This window comes from Rhodanobacter lindaniclasticus, from assembly GCF_004799035.1.
Lineage (GTDB): Bacteria > Pseudomonadota > Gammaproteobacteria > Xanthomonadales > Rhodanobacteraceae > Rhodanobacter > Rhodanobacter lindaniclasticus.
Map to the genome: position 1 here is coordinate 34021 of NZ_MWIO01000026.1, position 15411 is coordinate 49431.

16 protein-coding genes are annotated in these 15411 nt (G+C 69.0%); 10 read left to right on the forward strand and 6 right to left on the reverse strand.

Annotated elements, in window-relative coordinates; all coding sequences use genetic code 11:
• Positions 1-9: 9 nt before the first annotated feature.
• Positions 10-939, reverse strand: a complete 930-nt coding sequence (locus B1991_RS08790; RefSeq protein WP_136258350.1) for a DMT family transporter — start codon at positions 937-939, stop codon at positions 10-12.
• A 211-nt stretch (positions 940-1150) separates the two neighbouring features.
• The gene (locus B1991_RS08795; RefSeq protein WP_136258351.1) at positions 1151-3382 is read right to left on the reverse strand and encodes a penicillin acylase family protein; all 2232 of its coding nucleotides are present in this window, start codon (positions 3380-3382) and stop codon (positions 1151-1153) included.
• 230 nt (positions 3383-3612) lie between these two features.
• Between B1991_RS08795 and B1991_RS08800 the strand changes: the two genes are divergently transcribed.
• The 6 genes from B1991_RS08800 to B1991_RS08825 all read left to right on the forward strand — a co-directional run bounded on the left by B1991_RS08800 (position 3613) and on the right by B1991_RS08825 (position 7112).
• Positions 3613-3834, forward strand: coding sequence for a pentapeptide MXKDX repeat protein (locus B1991_RS08800; RefSeq protein WP_136258352.1), 222 nt, complete (start codon positions 3613-3615; stop codon positions 3832-3834).
• 91 nt (positions 3835-3925) lie between these two features.
• On the forward strand, positions 3926-5008 hold the full coding sequence (locus tag B1991_RS08805) for an NAD(P)H-dependent flavin oxidoreductase (RefSeq protein WP_136258353.1): 1083 nt from the start codon (positions 3926-3928) through the stop codon (positions 5006-5008).
• 101 nt (positions 5009-5109) lie between these two features.
• Positions 5110-5496 carry a ribosome silencing factor gene (gene rsfS / locus B1991_RS08810; RefSeq protein ID WP_136258354.1) on the forward strand — a complete coding sequence of 129 codons (387 nt, stop codon included), beginning with the start codon at positions 5110-5112 and terminating at the stop codon, positions 5494-5496.
• A gap of 14 nt (positions 5497-5510) precedes the next feature.
• Positions 5511-5981 (forward strand): 23S rRNA (pseudouridine(1915)-N(3))-methyltransferase RlmH, encoded by a 471-nt coding sequence (rlmH, locus tag B1991_RS08815; protein WP_136258355.1) that lies wholly within the window; start codon positions 5511-5513, stop codon positions 5979-5981.
• A gap of 89 nt (positions 5982-6070) precedes the next feature.
• Positions 6071-6520, forward strand: a complete 450-nt coding sequence (locus tag B1991_RS08820) for a GNAT family N-acetyltransferase (RefSeq protein WP_136258356.1) — start codon at positions 6071-6073, stop codon at positions 6518-6520.
• A 25-nt stretch (positions 6521-6545) separates the two neighbouring features.
• A complete protein-coding gene (locus tag B1991_RS08825) occupies positions 6546-7112 on the forward strand; it encodes a Maf family protein (protein ID WP_136258357.1) in 567 nt (188 codons plus the stop codon).
• Positions 7113-7119: 7 nt separating this feature from the next.
• Here the strand turns inward: B1991_RS08825 and B1991_RS08830 are convergent, their stop codons facing one another.
• Positions 7120-7845: a CPBP family intramembrane glutamic endopeptidase gene (locus tag B1991_RS08830; RefSeq protein WP_136258358.1), complete on the reverse strand. Its 726-nt coding sequence runs from the start codon at positions 7843-7845 to the stop codon at positions 7120-7122.
• 211 nt (positions 7846-8056) lie between these two features.
• Here B1991_RS08830 and B1991_RS08835 point away from each other — a divergent pair, with 211 nt between their 5' ends.
• Entirely contained in the window at positions 8057-8863 is an 807-nt protein-coding gene (locus tag B1991_RS08835) for a class I SAM-dependent methyltransferase (RefSeq protein WP_246031113.1), read from the forward strand.
• A gap of 11 nt (positions 8864-8874) precedes the next feature.
• Here the strand turns inward: B1991_RS08835 and B1991_RS08840 are convergent, their stop codons facing one another.
• On the reverse strand, positions 8875-9267 hold the full coding sequence (locus B1991_RS08840) for an MAPEG family protein (protein ID WP_136258359.1): 393 nt from the start codon (positions 9265-9267) through the stop codon (positions 8875-8877).
• 109 nt (positions 9268-9376) lie between these two features.
• On the opposite strand from B1991_RS08840, the gene ypfJ reads away from it, so the two are divergent.
• Positions 9377-10234, forward strand: a complete 858-nt coding sequence (ypfJ, locus tag B1991_RS08845; RefSeq protein ID WP_136258360.1) for a KPN_02809 family neutral zinc metallopeptidase — start codon at positions 9377-9379, stop codon at positions 10232-10234.
• 111 nt (positions 10235-10345) lie between these two features.
• Entirely contained in the window at positions 10346-10732 is a 387-nt protein-coding gene (locus B1991_RS08850; protein ID WP_136258361.1) for a YkgJ family cysteine cluster protein, read from the forward strand.
• Between the two features lie 66 nt (positions 10733-10798).
• On the opposite strand, the gene B1991_RS08855 is transcribed toward B1991_RS08850, so the two are convergent.
• Together B1991_RS08855 and B1991_RS08860 are read right to left on the reverse strand one after the other, a co-directional pair.
• Entirely contained in the window at positions 10799-12415 is a 1617-nt protein-coding gene (locus B1991_RS08855; protein ID WP_136258362.1) for a tetratricopeptide repeat-containing sulfotransferase family protein, read from the reverse strand.
• 49 nt (positions 12416-12464) lie between these two features.
• Entirely contained in the window at positions 12465-14303 is a 1839-nt protein-coding gene (locus tag B1991_RS08860) for a DEAD/DEAH box helicase (protein WP_136258363.1), read from the reverse strand.
• Between the two features lie 159 nt (positions 14304-14462).
• Here B1991_RS08860 and fghA point away from each other — a divergent pair, with 159 nt between their 5' ends.
• Positions 14463-15308 carry an S-formylglutathione hydrolase gene (fghA, locus tag B1991_RS08865; RefSeq protein ID WP_136258364.1) on the forward strand — a complete coding sequence of 282 codons (846 nt, stop codon included), beginning with the start codon at positions 14463-14465 and terminating at the stop codon, positions 15306-15308.
• Positions 15309-15411 lie beyond the last annotated feature (103 nt).

Here is a 15411-nt window from a genome sequence, read left to right on the forward strand (position 1 = left end):
GCCCGGCGGTCAGTCGACCATGCTGTGGCTTTCGGTGGTGCCGAGCAGCTCGGGCTGGGTGGTGACGCGCTGCTTGCGATGCAGCAGCGGATGCATGAACACGGCCGCCAGGATCACCACCACGCCGAGATAGAACCAGTGATCCAGCTCGTGCTGTTCGCCCAGCAGCACGATCGCCAGCACGATCGCGTAGACCGGCTCCAGGTTGGTCACCATCTGCGTGCCGAATGCGCTCATGTGGCGCAGCGCCACCAGCGCCAGGGTGAACGGCAGCAAGGTGCAACCGAACGCCAGCGCCAGCAGCAGCAGTGCGTCGTGCAGGCCCGGCAACACGAATAGCGCGCCCTGGTGCGGCAGCAGCGGGGCGAGCAGGGTGAGGAAGAGGGTGCCGGTGCCCAGCTCGATGAAGGTCACCGTCAGCGGATCGCCCGATTCGACCATGCGCTTGTTGAGCGAGCCGAACAGCGCCACGAACAGCGCCGAGAGCACACCCACTGCGATGCCGATGCGCATGTCCACCGGCACGCCGCCGACCACCATCACCACGCCCGGCACCACCGCCACCCCGATCAGCAACTCGCGCGGATCGAACTTGCGCCGGGCCAGCCACGGTTCGATGAAAGCCAGGAACACCGGCCCCAGCGCGATGCAGGTCGCGCCCACCGACGCATTCGACAGCTTGATCGCGGCATAGAAGGTCAGCCAGTGCAGCGACACCAGCACGCCGATGCCGGCATACGCGCCGATCAGCCGCCACGACATCGTCCGCAACTGGCGCCGCACCCGCGGCACCAGCAGCAGCGCACCCGTCACCAGCAGCATGCGCCACCACACCAGCGGCAGCGCCGGCAAGGTGATCAGCTTGCCCAGGATCGCGGTAAAGCCCCACAGCAACACGCAGAAATGAATCTGCAGACGAGCCTGATTGACGGGTTGCATGGGCGTACGCGCGAGGGAAGTCGCGGCATTCTAGCGCCGCGCATCGCGCCGCATGGGGCCTGCAGGAGCGCACCCTGTGCGCGCCTGCCAAAGACGACCGGGTAGATACCGTCTCACCCCGCCGCCGTCGTGTGGTGGAACCGGCGGCGGGCGATGCCCGCCCTGCGAAGCCCACGATGTGCGGTGGGCCTGGATTTGAGCCTGGCCGAGGTTATTGCTGGCCCGGGTGATAGCTGCGTTCGGTGTGGCCCTTCAGTTGTTCTGGCCAGAAGTAGACGGTGCGCAGGTTGCCGGTGGTGTAGCGCTCCGCCTCGTCGTTGAAGTGCGGCGAATCGGGGTGCCCGCTTTCGCCGCCGGCGGTGATCGCCCGCGCATGCACCTTCGGCCCGAACTCGACTGCGGCGACGAAGCTGTTGCCGCCGGTGCCGTAGTAGCGCTTGGTACCCGGCCAGCGATGCACGCCGAACGAGGCCAGCGAACCCCAGCGCGAAGAGGTGAACGGCACCGGGATGCTGGGCCTGGCGTCGTCGAATTTCTGCACGATGTCGCCGTTGATGCGCTGGAAGCGGTTGATCTCGCCCCACGGCACGCCCCAGCTGCCGAAGTCTTTCGTCAGCCGATCGGAGGCTTCGACCAGCGCACTGAGGCGCGCCTTGGCGCCGGCCTTCGCGGCCATCCGGTCGTAGACCGTCAGGCCTTCGGCGGTGTCGGCCTTGCTCACTTCGTCCCACAGCGTGTCGCCCCAGAACACCGCCAGCGAGGTCGGCATCGAGGCGATGCCCCAGCGGTAGTCCCAGTCGCGCAGCAACTGGATCGGCCCGGCCAGTTTCGCGCGCAGCGGATCGTCGGCGGGCAACGCGTCGTAGTCGGCGATCAGGATCGGCAACTGCCGTGCGAACGCGGGCAGGTAGGAGTCGAACGCCGCGGTGATCAGCGAGGGCAGGGTGACCTGCCTGATGTCGGTGAGCAGGCGGATCGCGTGCAGGCCGCGCGGGTTCTCGCCGAAGGTATCCATGTAGCGCGGGTAGTCGGCCTGCTTCGGGCTGTACGCGCCGGCGGCGGAATACGGCCAGTTGTTGGTGTTGAAGGTCCAGCCATTGGGCGGGTTCACCACCTGCGGCAGCTGGTCCAGCGGGGTCAGGCCCTGCCAGTCGGTGGCCGGGTCGCTGCCGTCGACCGGCTTGGTGTAGTCGAAGCGGTTGTCGCGCTTGGGCACGAACTGCGGCAGCAGGAAGGCGATCTCGCCCTTGTCGTCGGCGAACAAGGTGTTGTTGGAAGAATTCGCCTTGAGCTCGGCGACCTTCATGTAGCTGGCCAGGTCGTGCGTCCTGGTGCGCAGCCAGCTCTGTTCCAGCGCGGGGATCGGCTTGTTCATCAGCGCCTCGGCGATCCACTTGCCGTCCGCCTCGCGCACGATCGGGCCGTGATGGGTGAAGTGCGCGGTGAACGTGCGCTGCGCCAGCGCGCCGTGCTTGTCGCGATACGACAAGGTGATCTGGCGCGAGGTCACCGGCCGCAGGTCTTTCCCGTAGCGATAGAACAGCTTGCCGTCCCGGTGCACGATGGTCTCGGCGAACTCGTCGACCACGTCGACGCCGGTCGAGGTATGCATCCAGCCCACGTGCGGGTTGAAGCCCTGGTAGATGAAGAACTGGCCCCAGGTCACCGCGCCGTAAGCATTCAGCCCTTCGTCGCTGGACATCTGCAGTTCGGAGCGGAAGAAGAACGAGGTGTGCGGGTTGATCAGCAGCAGCGCGTGGCCGTCGACGGTGAGTTTGGGCGCGATCGCGATGCCGTTGGAGCCGGTCGGCTCGATCCAGCTGGGCTGCGTCTGCACCTGTGCCAGCGGCGCATCGTCAGGGCTGCCGTAGAAAGCCTTCAGCGGCGCCAGCTCCACCCGCTCGATGTCGCCGCCGATGCTGCCCTCGGTGAACGACAGTGCCATCCACGGCTCGAAACGGGTGATCACGCGCGGGTGCACGTCGGGGTGCGTGGCGAGGTAGTAGTTGAGCCCGTCGGCCCAGCTGTCCATCAGCTTGCGCAGCCAGCGCGGACTCTGCGCGTACAGCTTCTTCAGCTCGGCCGGGTCGATGAACAGGCGCTGGCGCAGGTCCTGCCACAGCGCGGAGTCGTCGGCGTCCTTCGCCTCGGCCAGCTGGCCCAGCGCGATCAGGTAGTTGGTCTCGACCCGGTTGAAGTCGTCCTCGGCCTGGGCGTAGGCCATGCCGAACACCGCGTCCGCATCGGTCTTGCCGTGCACGTGGGCGATGCCCCAGTCGTCGCGGGTGATCGTCACCGCCTGCGCCTGGCGCTGCCAGCGCGCCTGCTCGGGCGTGGCGGCGACCGCGGCCTGCACCAGGCACAACGCCAGCAATGCGGCTGCGGCCAGTACGGATGAAATCCTGGATGGGCGCTGGATGCCGCCCGACATTCGTGTGTTCATTCTGTCGCCCCTCGATGCTCGATGTGCTTCGCCAGCGTAGCCCATTCTGCACGCGTCGCATGGACGCCGTCCCGCGACTTGCCTGTGCGACGGAATCCTCATCGCGACCGCGGGATGGTGACAGGCCGAGGATGGAGCCGGGGCAGGTAACCCGGGTGCATGCCGCGACGAAGGGAGCGGTGGGCGGCAGCGTCCGCCTCTGTTCTTGCCCCCTTTCCGAGGAATGACTGATGACCATACGCCTTGCCGATGCCCTTGCCGCCATCATGGCCTGCGGCCTCGTCACCAGCACCGCGTTCGCGCAGGACGCGATGAAGATGGACGCCATGAAGGCGGTCGAGATGAAGCATGCTTCGATGAAGCACGATGCGGTGATGAAGAAGGGTGCCGTGAAGAAGGACGCCACGCAGAAGGAAGCAATGAAGAAGGACGCGATGAGCACCGGCGGCTGAGCGGGCGCCGCCGGCAGGGCGATGCTCCGGCGGTGGCTTCAGTTGGCGGCGGCAGTGGATACTCAGGCCGTCCTTTCCGCAGGCCACGGACATGAGTATGTCGTTCGCCAGCCGGCTCGGCATCGAGCATCCCCTGATCCAGGCACCGATGGCCGGGTCCACCTCGCCAGCACTGGTGACGGCGGTGTCGAATGCCGGGGCGCTGGGCTCGCTCGGCGCCGGTTACCTGGAGCCGCAGGCGATCCTCGACCAGGCCGCGCAGATCCGTGCAGTGGGCGACCGGCCGTATGCGATCGGCCTGTTCGTGCTGCCGGACGAGTTCGAGGCCGACATGGCCGCGGTGGCGAAGGCGCGCGAGCAGCTCGACGCGCTGATGGAGCGCGAAGGCCTGGACGCGCGCACCAGCCTGCCGACGCGCTGGGCGCCACGCTTCTCCGACCAGTTCGCCGCGCTGTGCGAGGCGCGGCCTGCGGTGGCGAGTTTCGCGTTCGGGGTGATCGCTCCGGCACAACTGCGCGAGTTGCGCCAACGCGACATCTACGTGATCGGAACGGCCACCACGGTGGCCGAGGCGCGTGCCTGGGCCGATGCCGGCGCCGACGCGGTGTCCCTGCAGGGCGCCGAGGCCGGCGGTCATCGCGGTACCTTCCTGCACGAGGCCGAGGACGCGATGATCGGCCTGTTCGCCTTGCTGCCGCTTGCCGTGCGCGCGATGGAGTCGCTTGGCCGGGAGGTGCCGCTGATTGCCGCCGGCGGCATCATGGATGGTCGCGGCATGCTGGCCGCCGAGGCCCTCGGTGCGGCGGCCAGCCAGCTCGGCACCGCGTTTCTCACCTGCCCGGAATGCCCGGCAGCAACGGCCTGGAAGCAGGACCTGCCAGGGGTCGAGGCGCACCAGGTCACCACCATCCGCGGTTTCTCCGGCCGCGCCGCCCGCGGTCGACGCAACCGCTTCGTCGAGGCCATGCCACAGGCGGCGCAGGGCCTGCCGTATCCGGTGCTGAACGCCCTGACCGCGCCGCTGCGCCGCGCCGCGGCGGCAGCCGGGCGCGGCGACCTGCTCTCCGAATGGTGCGGCCAGGCCGCCGGCCTGGTGCGACCACAACCGGCCGCAGAGCTGGTCGCGCGATTGATGCACGAGTACCGGCTGGCCAAAAGATCGCTGGCGCGCTGACCGCCACCGCCCCGCCGCCGGCTTGACTTGCCTTCACGGCTGGGCGGTTATACTGCGGCCGCGCCATTTCGCGCGGTGATCCTGCATCGAGGCCCATCCTTTTGAGCACAGCCCGTAGCACCCCGGCCGTCACCACGGCCACCCTGCGCAAGTGCGTCATCGACGCGCTCGAAGAACTGAAAGCCAAGGACATCCGCGAGATCGACGTCCGCGGCAAGACCTCCATCGCCGACCTGCTGGTGATCGCCTCCGGCACCTCGGCCCGTCATGTCAAATCCATCGCCGATGAAGTGGGCAAGTTCGCCAAGAAGGCGGGCGTGATGCCACTGGGCGTGGAAGGCGAAACCGAAGGCGAATGGGTGCTGGTCGATCTGGGCGACGTGATCGTCCACGTGATGCTGCCGCGCATCCGCGAGTTCTACGGCCTGGAGCGGCTGTGGACGGTGGGTGACCACGGGCACGAAGCCGACGCCGCGCAAGCCAGCTGAGTCGAACCCACGGGATGCGCGCGCGCCTGATCGCGGTCGGTGAACGCATGCCCGGCTGGGTGGCGGAAGGCTTTGCCGAGTACCGCAAGCGGCTGTCGCACGAGCTGCCGCTGGAACTGGTCGAACTGAAGCCCGGCCTGCGCGGCAAGGGCCGCGACGATGCGCGGGCGATCCAGGATGAGGGTGCCGCGATACTCGCCGCCTTGCCGCAGGATGTCCACGCGATCGCACTCGATGGCCGCGGCAAGGCCTGGTCCAGCGAGGATCTGGCCGAACAGCTGGCGGCGTGGCGCATGGGCGGGCGCGACCTCGCCTTCCTGATCGGCGGTCCCGACGGCCACGCGCCCGAAGTCCTGGCGCGCGCCGAGCAGCGCTGGTCGCTGGGCCCGCTGACCCTGCCGCACATGCTGGTGCGGCTGGTGCTGGCCGAGCAGCTGTATCGTGCATGCAAGATCGCGGCGGGACATCCGTATCATCGCGGGTGACCAGCTTCGCCGCAGCGACACACGGCGGGCCATTCGGGATTTCCGGCATGGCGCGCGCTATCGTCCCTTGAAGCCGAATCCCGAATCCCATGCCAAACCACATCCAGCCCGCCACCATCACGGACCTCGACGCCCTGGCGCCGTTGTTCGACGGCTATCGTCAGTTCTACCGCCAGCCGCCCGACCTCCCGCGGGCGCGGGCGTTTCTCGCCGAGCGCATCGAGCGTGGCGAATCTCTGATCCTGCTGGCGCGCGACGACGACGGAGCAGGGCTGGGTTTCACCCAGCTGTATCCGCTGTTCTCGTCGGTGCGCGCGGTGCGCACGTGGTTGCTCAACGACTTGTTCGTGGCGCCGTCGGCGCGCCGGCGCGGGGTGGCGGGTGCGCTGTTGCGGACGGCGGCGGAGCAGGCGCGCGAACGAGGTGCGGCGAGCCTGTCGCTGTCCACGGCGCTGGACAATGCGCCGGCGCAGGCCCTGTACGAATCGCTGGGCTGGCGGCGCGAATCGGGTTTCTGCGAGTACAGCCTGGGGCTGTGAGGCGGTGATGCTGCCGGAACCGTCCATGCTTCATCTCGCTTCCCAGTCGCCGCGCCGTCGCCAGTTGCTGCAGCAGCTCGGCGTCGAGTTCGCGGTCATCGATGTCGAGGTGGTCGAGTGTCGCGACGCGGCGGAATCGCCGCTGGCGTACGTGCAGCGGGTGGCGCGCGACAAGGCGCGTGCAGGGCTGGTGTCGCTCGGCGATGGTGCCGTCAACGCCGTGGTGCTGGGCGCAGACACCGAGGTGGTGCTCGATGGCGAGGTATTCGGCAAGCCGCGTGACGCGCAGGATGCGGCCGCCATGCTGGCTCGCCTGGCCGGGCGCACGCATGAGGTCATCTCGGCGCTGTGGCTGGTGTCGAGCCGGCGCGAACTGGCGGCGGTCAGCGTGTCGCAGGTGCGCTTCGCGGCACTGGATGCGGCGACCATCGCCGCCTATGTCGACACCGGCGAGCCGTTCGGCAAGGCGGGTGGCTACGCGATCCAGGGTCACGGCGCGGCCCTGGTCGAACACCTGGCCGGCAGCTATTCCGGCGTGATGGGTCTGCCCTTGTTCGAGACCGCACAGGCCCTGCGCAAGTTTGCGGATTGATCGCGGGTCAGCCTGCGTGAGCCGCCAGGAACCACGCCGCCGTCGCCAGTGCGTTGTTTGCCGCGTGCGCCATCACGCCAGGCCAGATCGAGCCCGAACGCAGGCGCAGCCAGGCCAGCGCCATCGCCAGCAGCCACAGGGCGGGCAGCGCGAACACTTGCCAGTCCAGCCCGGGCAGGTGGGCCAACGCAAAAACCACTGAACTCAGCACCGCGGCGCCGAACCGGCCCCAGCGCGGCTGCAGCGAAGACAGCAGCACGCCGCGGAACAGCAGCTCCTCCACCAGCGGTCCCAGGCTCACCACCATCAGCATCAGCGGAATGCGCCAGCCCAGCGGCGTGTTCTCGCCCAGTTGCTGGATGTTCTGGGTGACCGGGTGTCCCTGCGCCAGCCAGTGCGTCAGCCAGCCGCCGAGCACGGGCGCGAGCAGGCCGATGACCACCGCCAGCGCCAGCAAGCCCAGCCGCGACGGACGCACGAAGCCGAAACCCGGCGGCTGCGCCAGCGACCAGAGCCGCGGCGAGCGCCGCCACACCAGCCACAGGATCGTGGCTGCCGCCAGGCCCAGCGCCAGCATCACCAGCAGCGCCTGCATGCCGGGCTGCTGCAGGGTTTCGCGAATGCGCGCGGTGAAATCGGCCACGTCATGCCAGCCGTGCAGATGGCCGGTGGCGATGGCAAGCAGGACCACCAGCACGCTGCTGCCGACGGCCTGCAGCGCGAAATAAAGCACGATCCAACCCAGTGCCGTCCACGGACCGGGAGGCGCTGGCGGTTTGCGCGGCGGCGTGGCGGTGATGGTCGGGAGGGTGTCGATGGCCGGGAGTTCCTTGCGTAGCTGATCCGTGCCGGGGCACGGGTCATGGCAGCAAGCTAGCCTGCTGCCGTGATCGCACGCAATCGGTCATCCGGCAGGGCTGGCGCCGACGGCATGGCGTACCATCATGGCAGGACTCGATGCGCAGGGGCTGGCGATGGCTATCGACTTTGGCAGGACGGCCGACGACTACACGCGTCATCGGGCCGGCTTCCCCGATGCGTTCTTCGAGCGCATCTTCCAGGACGGAACGGTGCGTGCGGGGCAGGACGTGCTTGATCTGGGCACGGGCACCGGTACCGTCGCGCGCGGCATGGCCTTGCGCGGATGCACGGTCACCGCGCTGGATCATTCCGCGCCGTTGCTGGCGCAGGCCGCCCAACTCGACCGGGCCGCCGGCGTGCAGGTGAAGCAGGTGCGCGCACGGGTCGAAAACGCGGACTTCGCGCCGGCATCGTTCGATGTGGTCAGCGCCGGACAATGCTGGCACTGGTTCGAGCGCGCGCGCACCGCGGCGCTGGTGCGTCGGTGGCTGCGGCCGGGCGGGCGGGTGCTGATCGCCCATTTCGACTGGCTGCCCTTGAACGGCAACCTCGTGCAGGATACCGAGCGGCTGATCCTGACCTGCAATCCCGCGTGGACGCTGCACAGCGGCAGCGGCCTGTATCCGGCCTGGCTGAAGGACGTGGCGGAGGCCGGCTTCACCGACTTGCGCACCTGGTCCTTCGACCTGGACGTTCCCTACAGCCACGAGGCGTGGCGCGGCCGGATCCGTGCCAGCGCCGCCATCGGCGCCGTGCTGGATGCCGCCAAGGTCAGGCATTTCGATGCGGAGCTGGCCGCGATGCTGGCCAGCCGCCATCCGCACGAGCCGCTGGCCGTACCGCACCGGGTCTGGGCCCTGAGCGCGGTGGCACCGGGGCTGCTGGACTGACGGCAGGCCGGTCAGCCCACCACCATTGCGCGCACCACGCCGATGGCGGCCATCACCAGCAAGGCGATCCAGCCGACTGAGGCCAGCCCGAAACCGGGACCGCGTTTCGCCGGGTCGGCCATGTAGGCCGCTGCGTACCACACGCGTCCCGCCACCCACACCAGCCCGGCGATGCCGGCCCAGCCGGTGAAGCCGTAATGGGCCGCCAGCCACAGCGTGGGCAGGAACATCACGGTCTGTTCCAGCGTGTTCATCTGCACGCGGTAGGCCCGTTCGAACATCGGGTGGCCGCTGGTGGCCGGTGCCTTGATCGCGTATTTGCCGCGCGCGTGGCCCACCAGCCAGGAGGTGCCGAACAGCAGCAGGATGGTGAGCAGGGTAACCAGGGCGGGCAACTGGGTCATGGTGGTCCTCGGGATTCGGTATCGGCAGACGCGCGACGCTTGGCGCGGCCACGGGCGTGGCGCTATCGTCGCACGACGGCGTCACCGCACGGCGCCCGGCGAGGACATCATGGATTGGCGAAAAGGTGGCAGCAGCAGCAACGTCGAGATCGGCGGCAATGGCGGCGGCGGTCGCTTCGGCGGCGGTGGTGGCCGGATGGGCATCGGCGGCCTGATCGTGCTGGCGATCCTGGGCTGGGTCTTCTTCAAGAATCCCATGGCCCTGCTCGACCAGGGCGGCAGCGCGCCCTATGCGCCCTCGTCCAGCGCGCCGGCCCAGGTCGATCCGGAGCAGCAGGCCTTCGTCAGCGCGATCCTGCATTCGACCGAGCAGACCTGGGGCGAGATCTTCCAGGCCAATGGCATGACCTATGTCGAGCCGAAACTGCACCTGTTCAACGGCGGCGTCAGCACCGGCTGCGGCGGCGCGACCAGCGCGGTGGGGCCGTTCTATTGCCCGACCGACCAGAAGGTCTACCTCGACCTGGCCTTCTTTCAGCAGTTGCAGGACGAACTGCATTCGTCCGGCGATTTCGCCCGCGCCTACGTGATCGCCCATGAAGTGGGCCATCACGTGCAGAAACTCACCGGCGTGTTCGACAAGGTCGACGCGGCGCGTCGCCGCGGTGCACCGATGGACGGTGCCGACGGCCTGTCCGTGCGCCAGGAGCTGCAGGCCGACTGCTACGCCGGCGTGTGGGCAAACCACAGCCAGCGCGAGTTGAACTGGCTGCAGCCGGGTGACATCGAGGAGGCCCTGAACGCCGCCAGCCACATCGGCGACGACGCCCTGCAACAGCAGGCGCAGGGCCGGGTGCGGCCGGACACGTTCACCCACGGCACCTCGGCGCAGCGGGTGAAGTGGTTCAAGGCCGGCTTCGGCAGCGGCGACGTGAACCGGTGCAACACGTTTGCGGGCGAACCCTGAGCGCGTGTTGAACGCTTCGCGCGGCCCGTCGCGCGGCGGGCCGCGCTGGCTCTAGAATCCGTCCGCTGCGCGCCGAGGGGTGCGCCACGAGCCGCCTCCGGATCCCGTTCGATGCTGCATCCCTGCCTGCGTTGCGGCGCCTGCTGCGCGTATTTCCGCGTGGCCTTCCACTGGTCGGAGACCGAGCCGTTCCTCGGCGGCAAGGTGCCGCTTGAGCTGACCGAGAAGCTCGACCCGCACCGCGTCGCGATGCGCGGCACCCATGCCGCACAGCCACGCTGCACCGCCTTGCAGGGTGTGATCGGGGAGGCCGCACGTTGTGGCATCTATCCGCTGCGGCCGTCCGTATGCCGTGAGGTGCAACCCTCGTGGGAGTCGGGCGCGGCCAGTCCGCAATGCGACAAGGCGCGCCGCGCGCATGGGCTGCCGGTGCTGCAACCGGAGGACTGGCTCCATCCCTTCGACGCCGACGAACCGCCGCTGCCGCGCAGCGCGTGACGGCACTGCGCCCTGCCGGTATCCGGGGGGCGCGGAAGCGTCGCCCACCGTGGACGTTGCCGCCGGTCAACGCACCATCGTGGATCGGCCCAGGCCCAGGCGCAGCGGATCGAGCAGGGCACCGTAGCGATCGGCGCGGGCGGTGTCGTGTTGCAAGGGCTGGCGTACCTGGGCGGCGCTGGCGGTACGCACGTTGCGTCCGGCGTGGTGGTAATCGAGGCAGGCCGGATCGAACGGCAAGCCGCAGAACGCCAGCAGCGCGCGGATCTCGGCTTCCGGTGCGGCCAGCAGCGCTTCGTAGTGCTGGGTGCGGATGCGTCGGGGCATGTCCGCCTGCCACACAGCCATGATCCGCTCGTAATCGCGGATATAGGCGGCAATGTCGGTCAGCGTGCAGGCAAAATGCGGCAGCCGGTAGAACTGCTGCTTGTAGCAGGACCAGCCCGCCTCCAGCGCATCGCGACGCACGTCGACGATGGGCGCGCCTGGCAGCATGGCGCCCAGCACGCCGCTCAGCAGCCAGTTCGACGGCAGCTTGTCGGTGTGTCGCGGCTTGTGCCGGCGCCAGCGCCTGGTGCGTTCCAGGTAGCGCCGGCCCAGCCGTTGCCAGTCTCTGGCGCTGGCATCTCCAATCCAGTGCAGCAGTGGCTGGCGTCGACGCGAGGATTCCTCGCCGAGCACCTGTTCGAGGTCCGGCAGTTCGCTGGCGCCCTCCACCTGCGGATGCGCCGCCAGGATCTGTTCGAACAGGGTGGAGCCTGAGCGAGGCAGGCCGACGATGAAGATCGCCTCATGGCCCAGGCCGGGGTCCAGAGGCGGCGGCAGGCGCGCGGAGGCCGCGAGAATGGCGTCGGCATGTTGCCGGAAGGCGCCGGCATCCCACGGCGCCAGCTCGCGCAATTGCGCGTTGGCCGCGCTGAGCGCCGCGAACGCCTGCTCATGGCGGTGCTGGTCCTCGCACACCTTGCCCAGGGCAAAGCCGGTAGCGATGCGATCGGACGGGAGGAGGTCCGGCCGGCGCAGGACCCTCGCCAGATGCTCGCGGTCGTCTTCGGACAACGGCCGCGTCTTCATGTTGGCCAACCCTCGCCAGGCATCGCCGCATGCCGGGTGCAGCGTCAGCGCGGCGCGATAGCGGGCCGCGGCCTCGTCGAAGCGCCCGGCGTGCACGAGGGCGTCGCCCAGCAGGATCGTCGCGGGCAGGAAATCCGGTGCCTGTGCCTGCGCCTGCTCCAGTGCGGCGATCGCCGCCGCGGTGTCGCCGTGCAGTTGCAGGTTGCGGCCGAGGTTGAACCACGGCATCGGTGCGTCCGGCGCCAGCGTGCAGGCCTGGCGCCAGCTGGCGAATGCGCCATCCATGTCGCCGGCAGCTTGCCGTGCGTTGCCGAGATCGGAATGTGCCAGCGCATAGTCGGGCCATTGCGCGATAGCCCGCTGCAGCATGGCTAGCGCCTCGTCGTGGCGGTGCGTGCGGGTGTGCAGGAGGCCGTAAAGGCGCAAGGCTTCGGGGTGTTCGGGCGCCACGGCGAGCACGTTGTCCAGGGCCTGGCTGGCGGTATCGATGGCGCCGTCGCGGATCGCGTGCGCAGCTGCCTGCAGGTGCTGCAGCGCCTCCGGCGCCAGGCCGTCGAGGCGCGGGCCGGCATCGCCGGCGGGACGGTGTTCGTTGGCGGAACGGGGCATGCGGCGGTTTCGCGGCTGCGGCGATTCCGCCGATGTTACGGCGTCGGCGTCAGCTGCGTCGCGGCTTGCCGTTGCCTGGACGTGGCTTGAAGCCGCCCGGTTTCCGGAAGCCGCCGGGCTTGTGCGCGGGTGGGGCGCTGGTGCCGGTGTCGTTGCCGTCCCATTCGTGGATGCGCAGTTGCTGCTGCACCACCCACACCTTCTTCAGGTGCTCGAAGATTTCCTTCGGCATGCCGTCGGGCAGGTCGATCAGGCTGTAGTGGTCGCGGATGCTGAGGCGGCCGATGTACTGGCTGTCCAGGCCGGCCTCGTTGGCGATCGCGCCGATGATGTTGCCCGGCTTCACGCCGTGCTCGTGGCCGACCTCGATGCGGTAGGTGCGCTTGCCCTGCTCGGTCGCGTGCGCACGCAGCGGACGCGCCGCGAACTCGCGCGGTGGCGCGCCCTCGTGGCTGCGCGGCTTGTGCTCGCGGGTGGTACGGGTGGCGCTGTCGCGTTCGCGTGGCTTGTGTTCGCGCGTGGCCGGCTCGTATTTCTCGCGCTTGGGTGGCGGTGCCAGCAGCAGCGGCTGGTCGCCCTGGGCGATGCGTGCCAGCGCCGCGGCGATCTCGACCGCCGGCACGTTGTGTTCCTGCTCGTACTGCTCGATCAGCTGCTGGAACTGGCCGAGGTCGCCCTGCGCCAGCATGTCGGTGATGCGCTGCTTGAACTTGCCGATGCGCACGTCGTTGACCGTCTCCACCGACGGCAGCTGCATCTGCTCGATGGGTTGGCGGGTGGCGCGCTCGATCGCGTGCAGCATGCCGCGTTCGCGCGGGCTGACGAACAGGATCGCCTCGCCGTTGCGCCCGGCGCGGCCGGTGCGGCCGATGCGGTGCACGTAGCTTTCGGTGTCGTACGGGATGTCGTAGTTCAGCACGTGGCTGATCCGCTCCACGTCGAGGCCGCGCGCAGCCACGTCGGTGGCGACCAGGATGTCGAGCTTGCCGTCCTTCAGCTGCTGGATCACCCGCTCGCGCTGCGCCTGGGCGATGTCACCGTTGATCGCGGCGGCGGCCAGGCCGCGCGCCTGCAGCTTCTCGGCCAGCTCCTCGGTGGCCTGCTTGGTGCGCGCGAAGATGATCATCGCGTCGAACGGCTCGGCCTCGAGGATGCGCGTGAGCGCGTCCAGCTTGTGCATGCCGCTGACGAACCAGTAACGTTGGTGGATGTTCGCCGCGGTGGTGGTGGCCGCCTTGATGGTGACCTCGACCGGCTCCTTCAGGTGGCGCTGCGCGATCTTGCGGATCGGCGCGGGCATGGTCGCCGAGAACAGCGCGACCTGGCGCCCCGGCGGGGTGGCCTGCAGCACCTTCTCGACGTCGTCGATGAAGCCCATGCGCAGCATCTCGTCGGCTTCGTCGAGCACCAGGTATTTCAGTTCGGACAGGTCAAGCGTGCCCTTGTCCAGGTGATCGATCACGCGGCCGGGCGTGCCGACCACGACGTGCACGCCGCGCTTGAGCGAATGCAGCTGCGGGCCGTAGCTCTGGCCGCCGTAGATCGGCAGCACCTGGAAGCCGGGGACGTGCGCGGCGTAGGTCTGGAATGCCTCGGCTACCTGGATCGCCAGCTCGCGCGTGGGCGCCAGCACCAGCGCCTGCGGCTTGCCGGCGCGGCGCTCGATGCGCGAGAGGATCGGCAAGGCGAACGCGGCGGTCTTGCCGGTGCCGGTCTGCGCCTGGCCCAGCACGTCGCGGCCTTCCAGCAGCGGCGGGATGGTGGCGGCCTGGATCGGCGAGGGCGACTCGTAGCCGACGTCGGCCAGCACGCGCTGAACGTCGGGGTGCAGCGCCAGCGCGCCAAAGCCGGACGGGACCGGGGCGTGGTCGGGAGTGGGGGATGACATGGGGGAAACCTCGGAGCGGAACGCAGCGCCGTGAATGAGACGCGCAAGGGGCGGATTCTACCAGTCTCTGCCGACGCGCGTGGCCGGCAAGCCTGAACGGGCTGCCATTGTGGCGGCCAAGTATGCTGGCGGTTCGCGCGACCAGGACGGTACAAAGCCATGGCCATCGAAACGATTTCCGAACAGCGCCTGCATGCGGGCGTGCAGGGTTTCTATCGGCATGAATCGCATGCCTGTGCCGGCCCCATGCGCTTCGCCGTCTACCAGCCGCCGCAGGCGGCGCGGCAGCAGTGTCCGGTGCTGTATTTCCTGGCCGGCCTCACCTGCACCGAGGAAACCGCCACGATCAAGGCCGGTGCCCAGCGGCTGGCCGCCGAACTTGGCCTGATCCTGGTGATGCCCGATACCAGCCCGCGCGATACCGGCTTCGACGGCGCCACCGGCGACTGGGAGTTCGGTGAAGGCGCCGGCTTCTACCTGGACGCCACCGAAGCGCCGTGGTCGACACGCTTTCGCATGGCCAGTTACGTGGTGGACGAACTGCCCGCGTTGATCGGCGTCCATTTCCCGGCCGACCTCGCGCGCAGCGGCCTCTGCGGTCATTCGATGGGCGGCCACGGCGCGCTGACCCTGGCCCTGAAGAACCCCGCACGCTATCGCTCGGTGTCGGCCTTCGCCCCGATCGTGGCCCCCAGCCAGGTGCCGTGGGGGCGCAAGGCGTTGCCGCGTTACCTGGGCGACGACCCGGCGGCCTGGGCTGCGCACGATGCCTGCGAACTGGTGCGGCGGCAGACCTTTCCCGGCACGATCCTGATCGACCAGGGCGAGGCCGACGGTTTCCTCGAAGCGCAGTTGAAACCGGAACTGTTCGACCAGGCCTGCGCCGAATCCGGGCAGGCCCTGTTGCTGCGCCGGCACGCCGGCTATGACCACAGCTACTGGTTCATCACCAGCTTCATCGACGACCACCTGCGCCATCACGCAAAGGTGCTGGGCCTGCTCTAGGAGCCCGCTTGCGGGCGATGCTCTGCTCTTGCGAATCCAAATTCCGAGGGCAAGGGCATCGCCCGCGAGCGGGCTCCTACAGATGGGTCCAGGGACGTTGCCC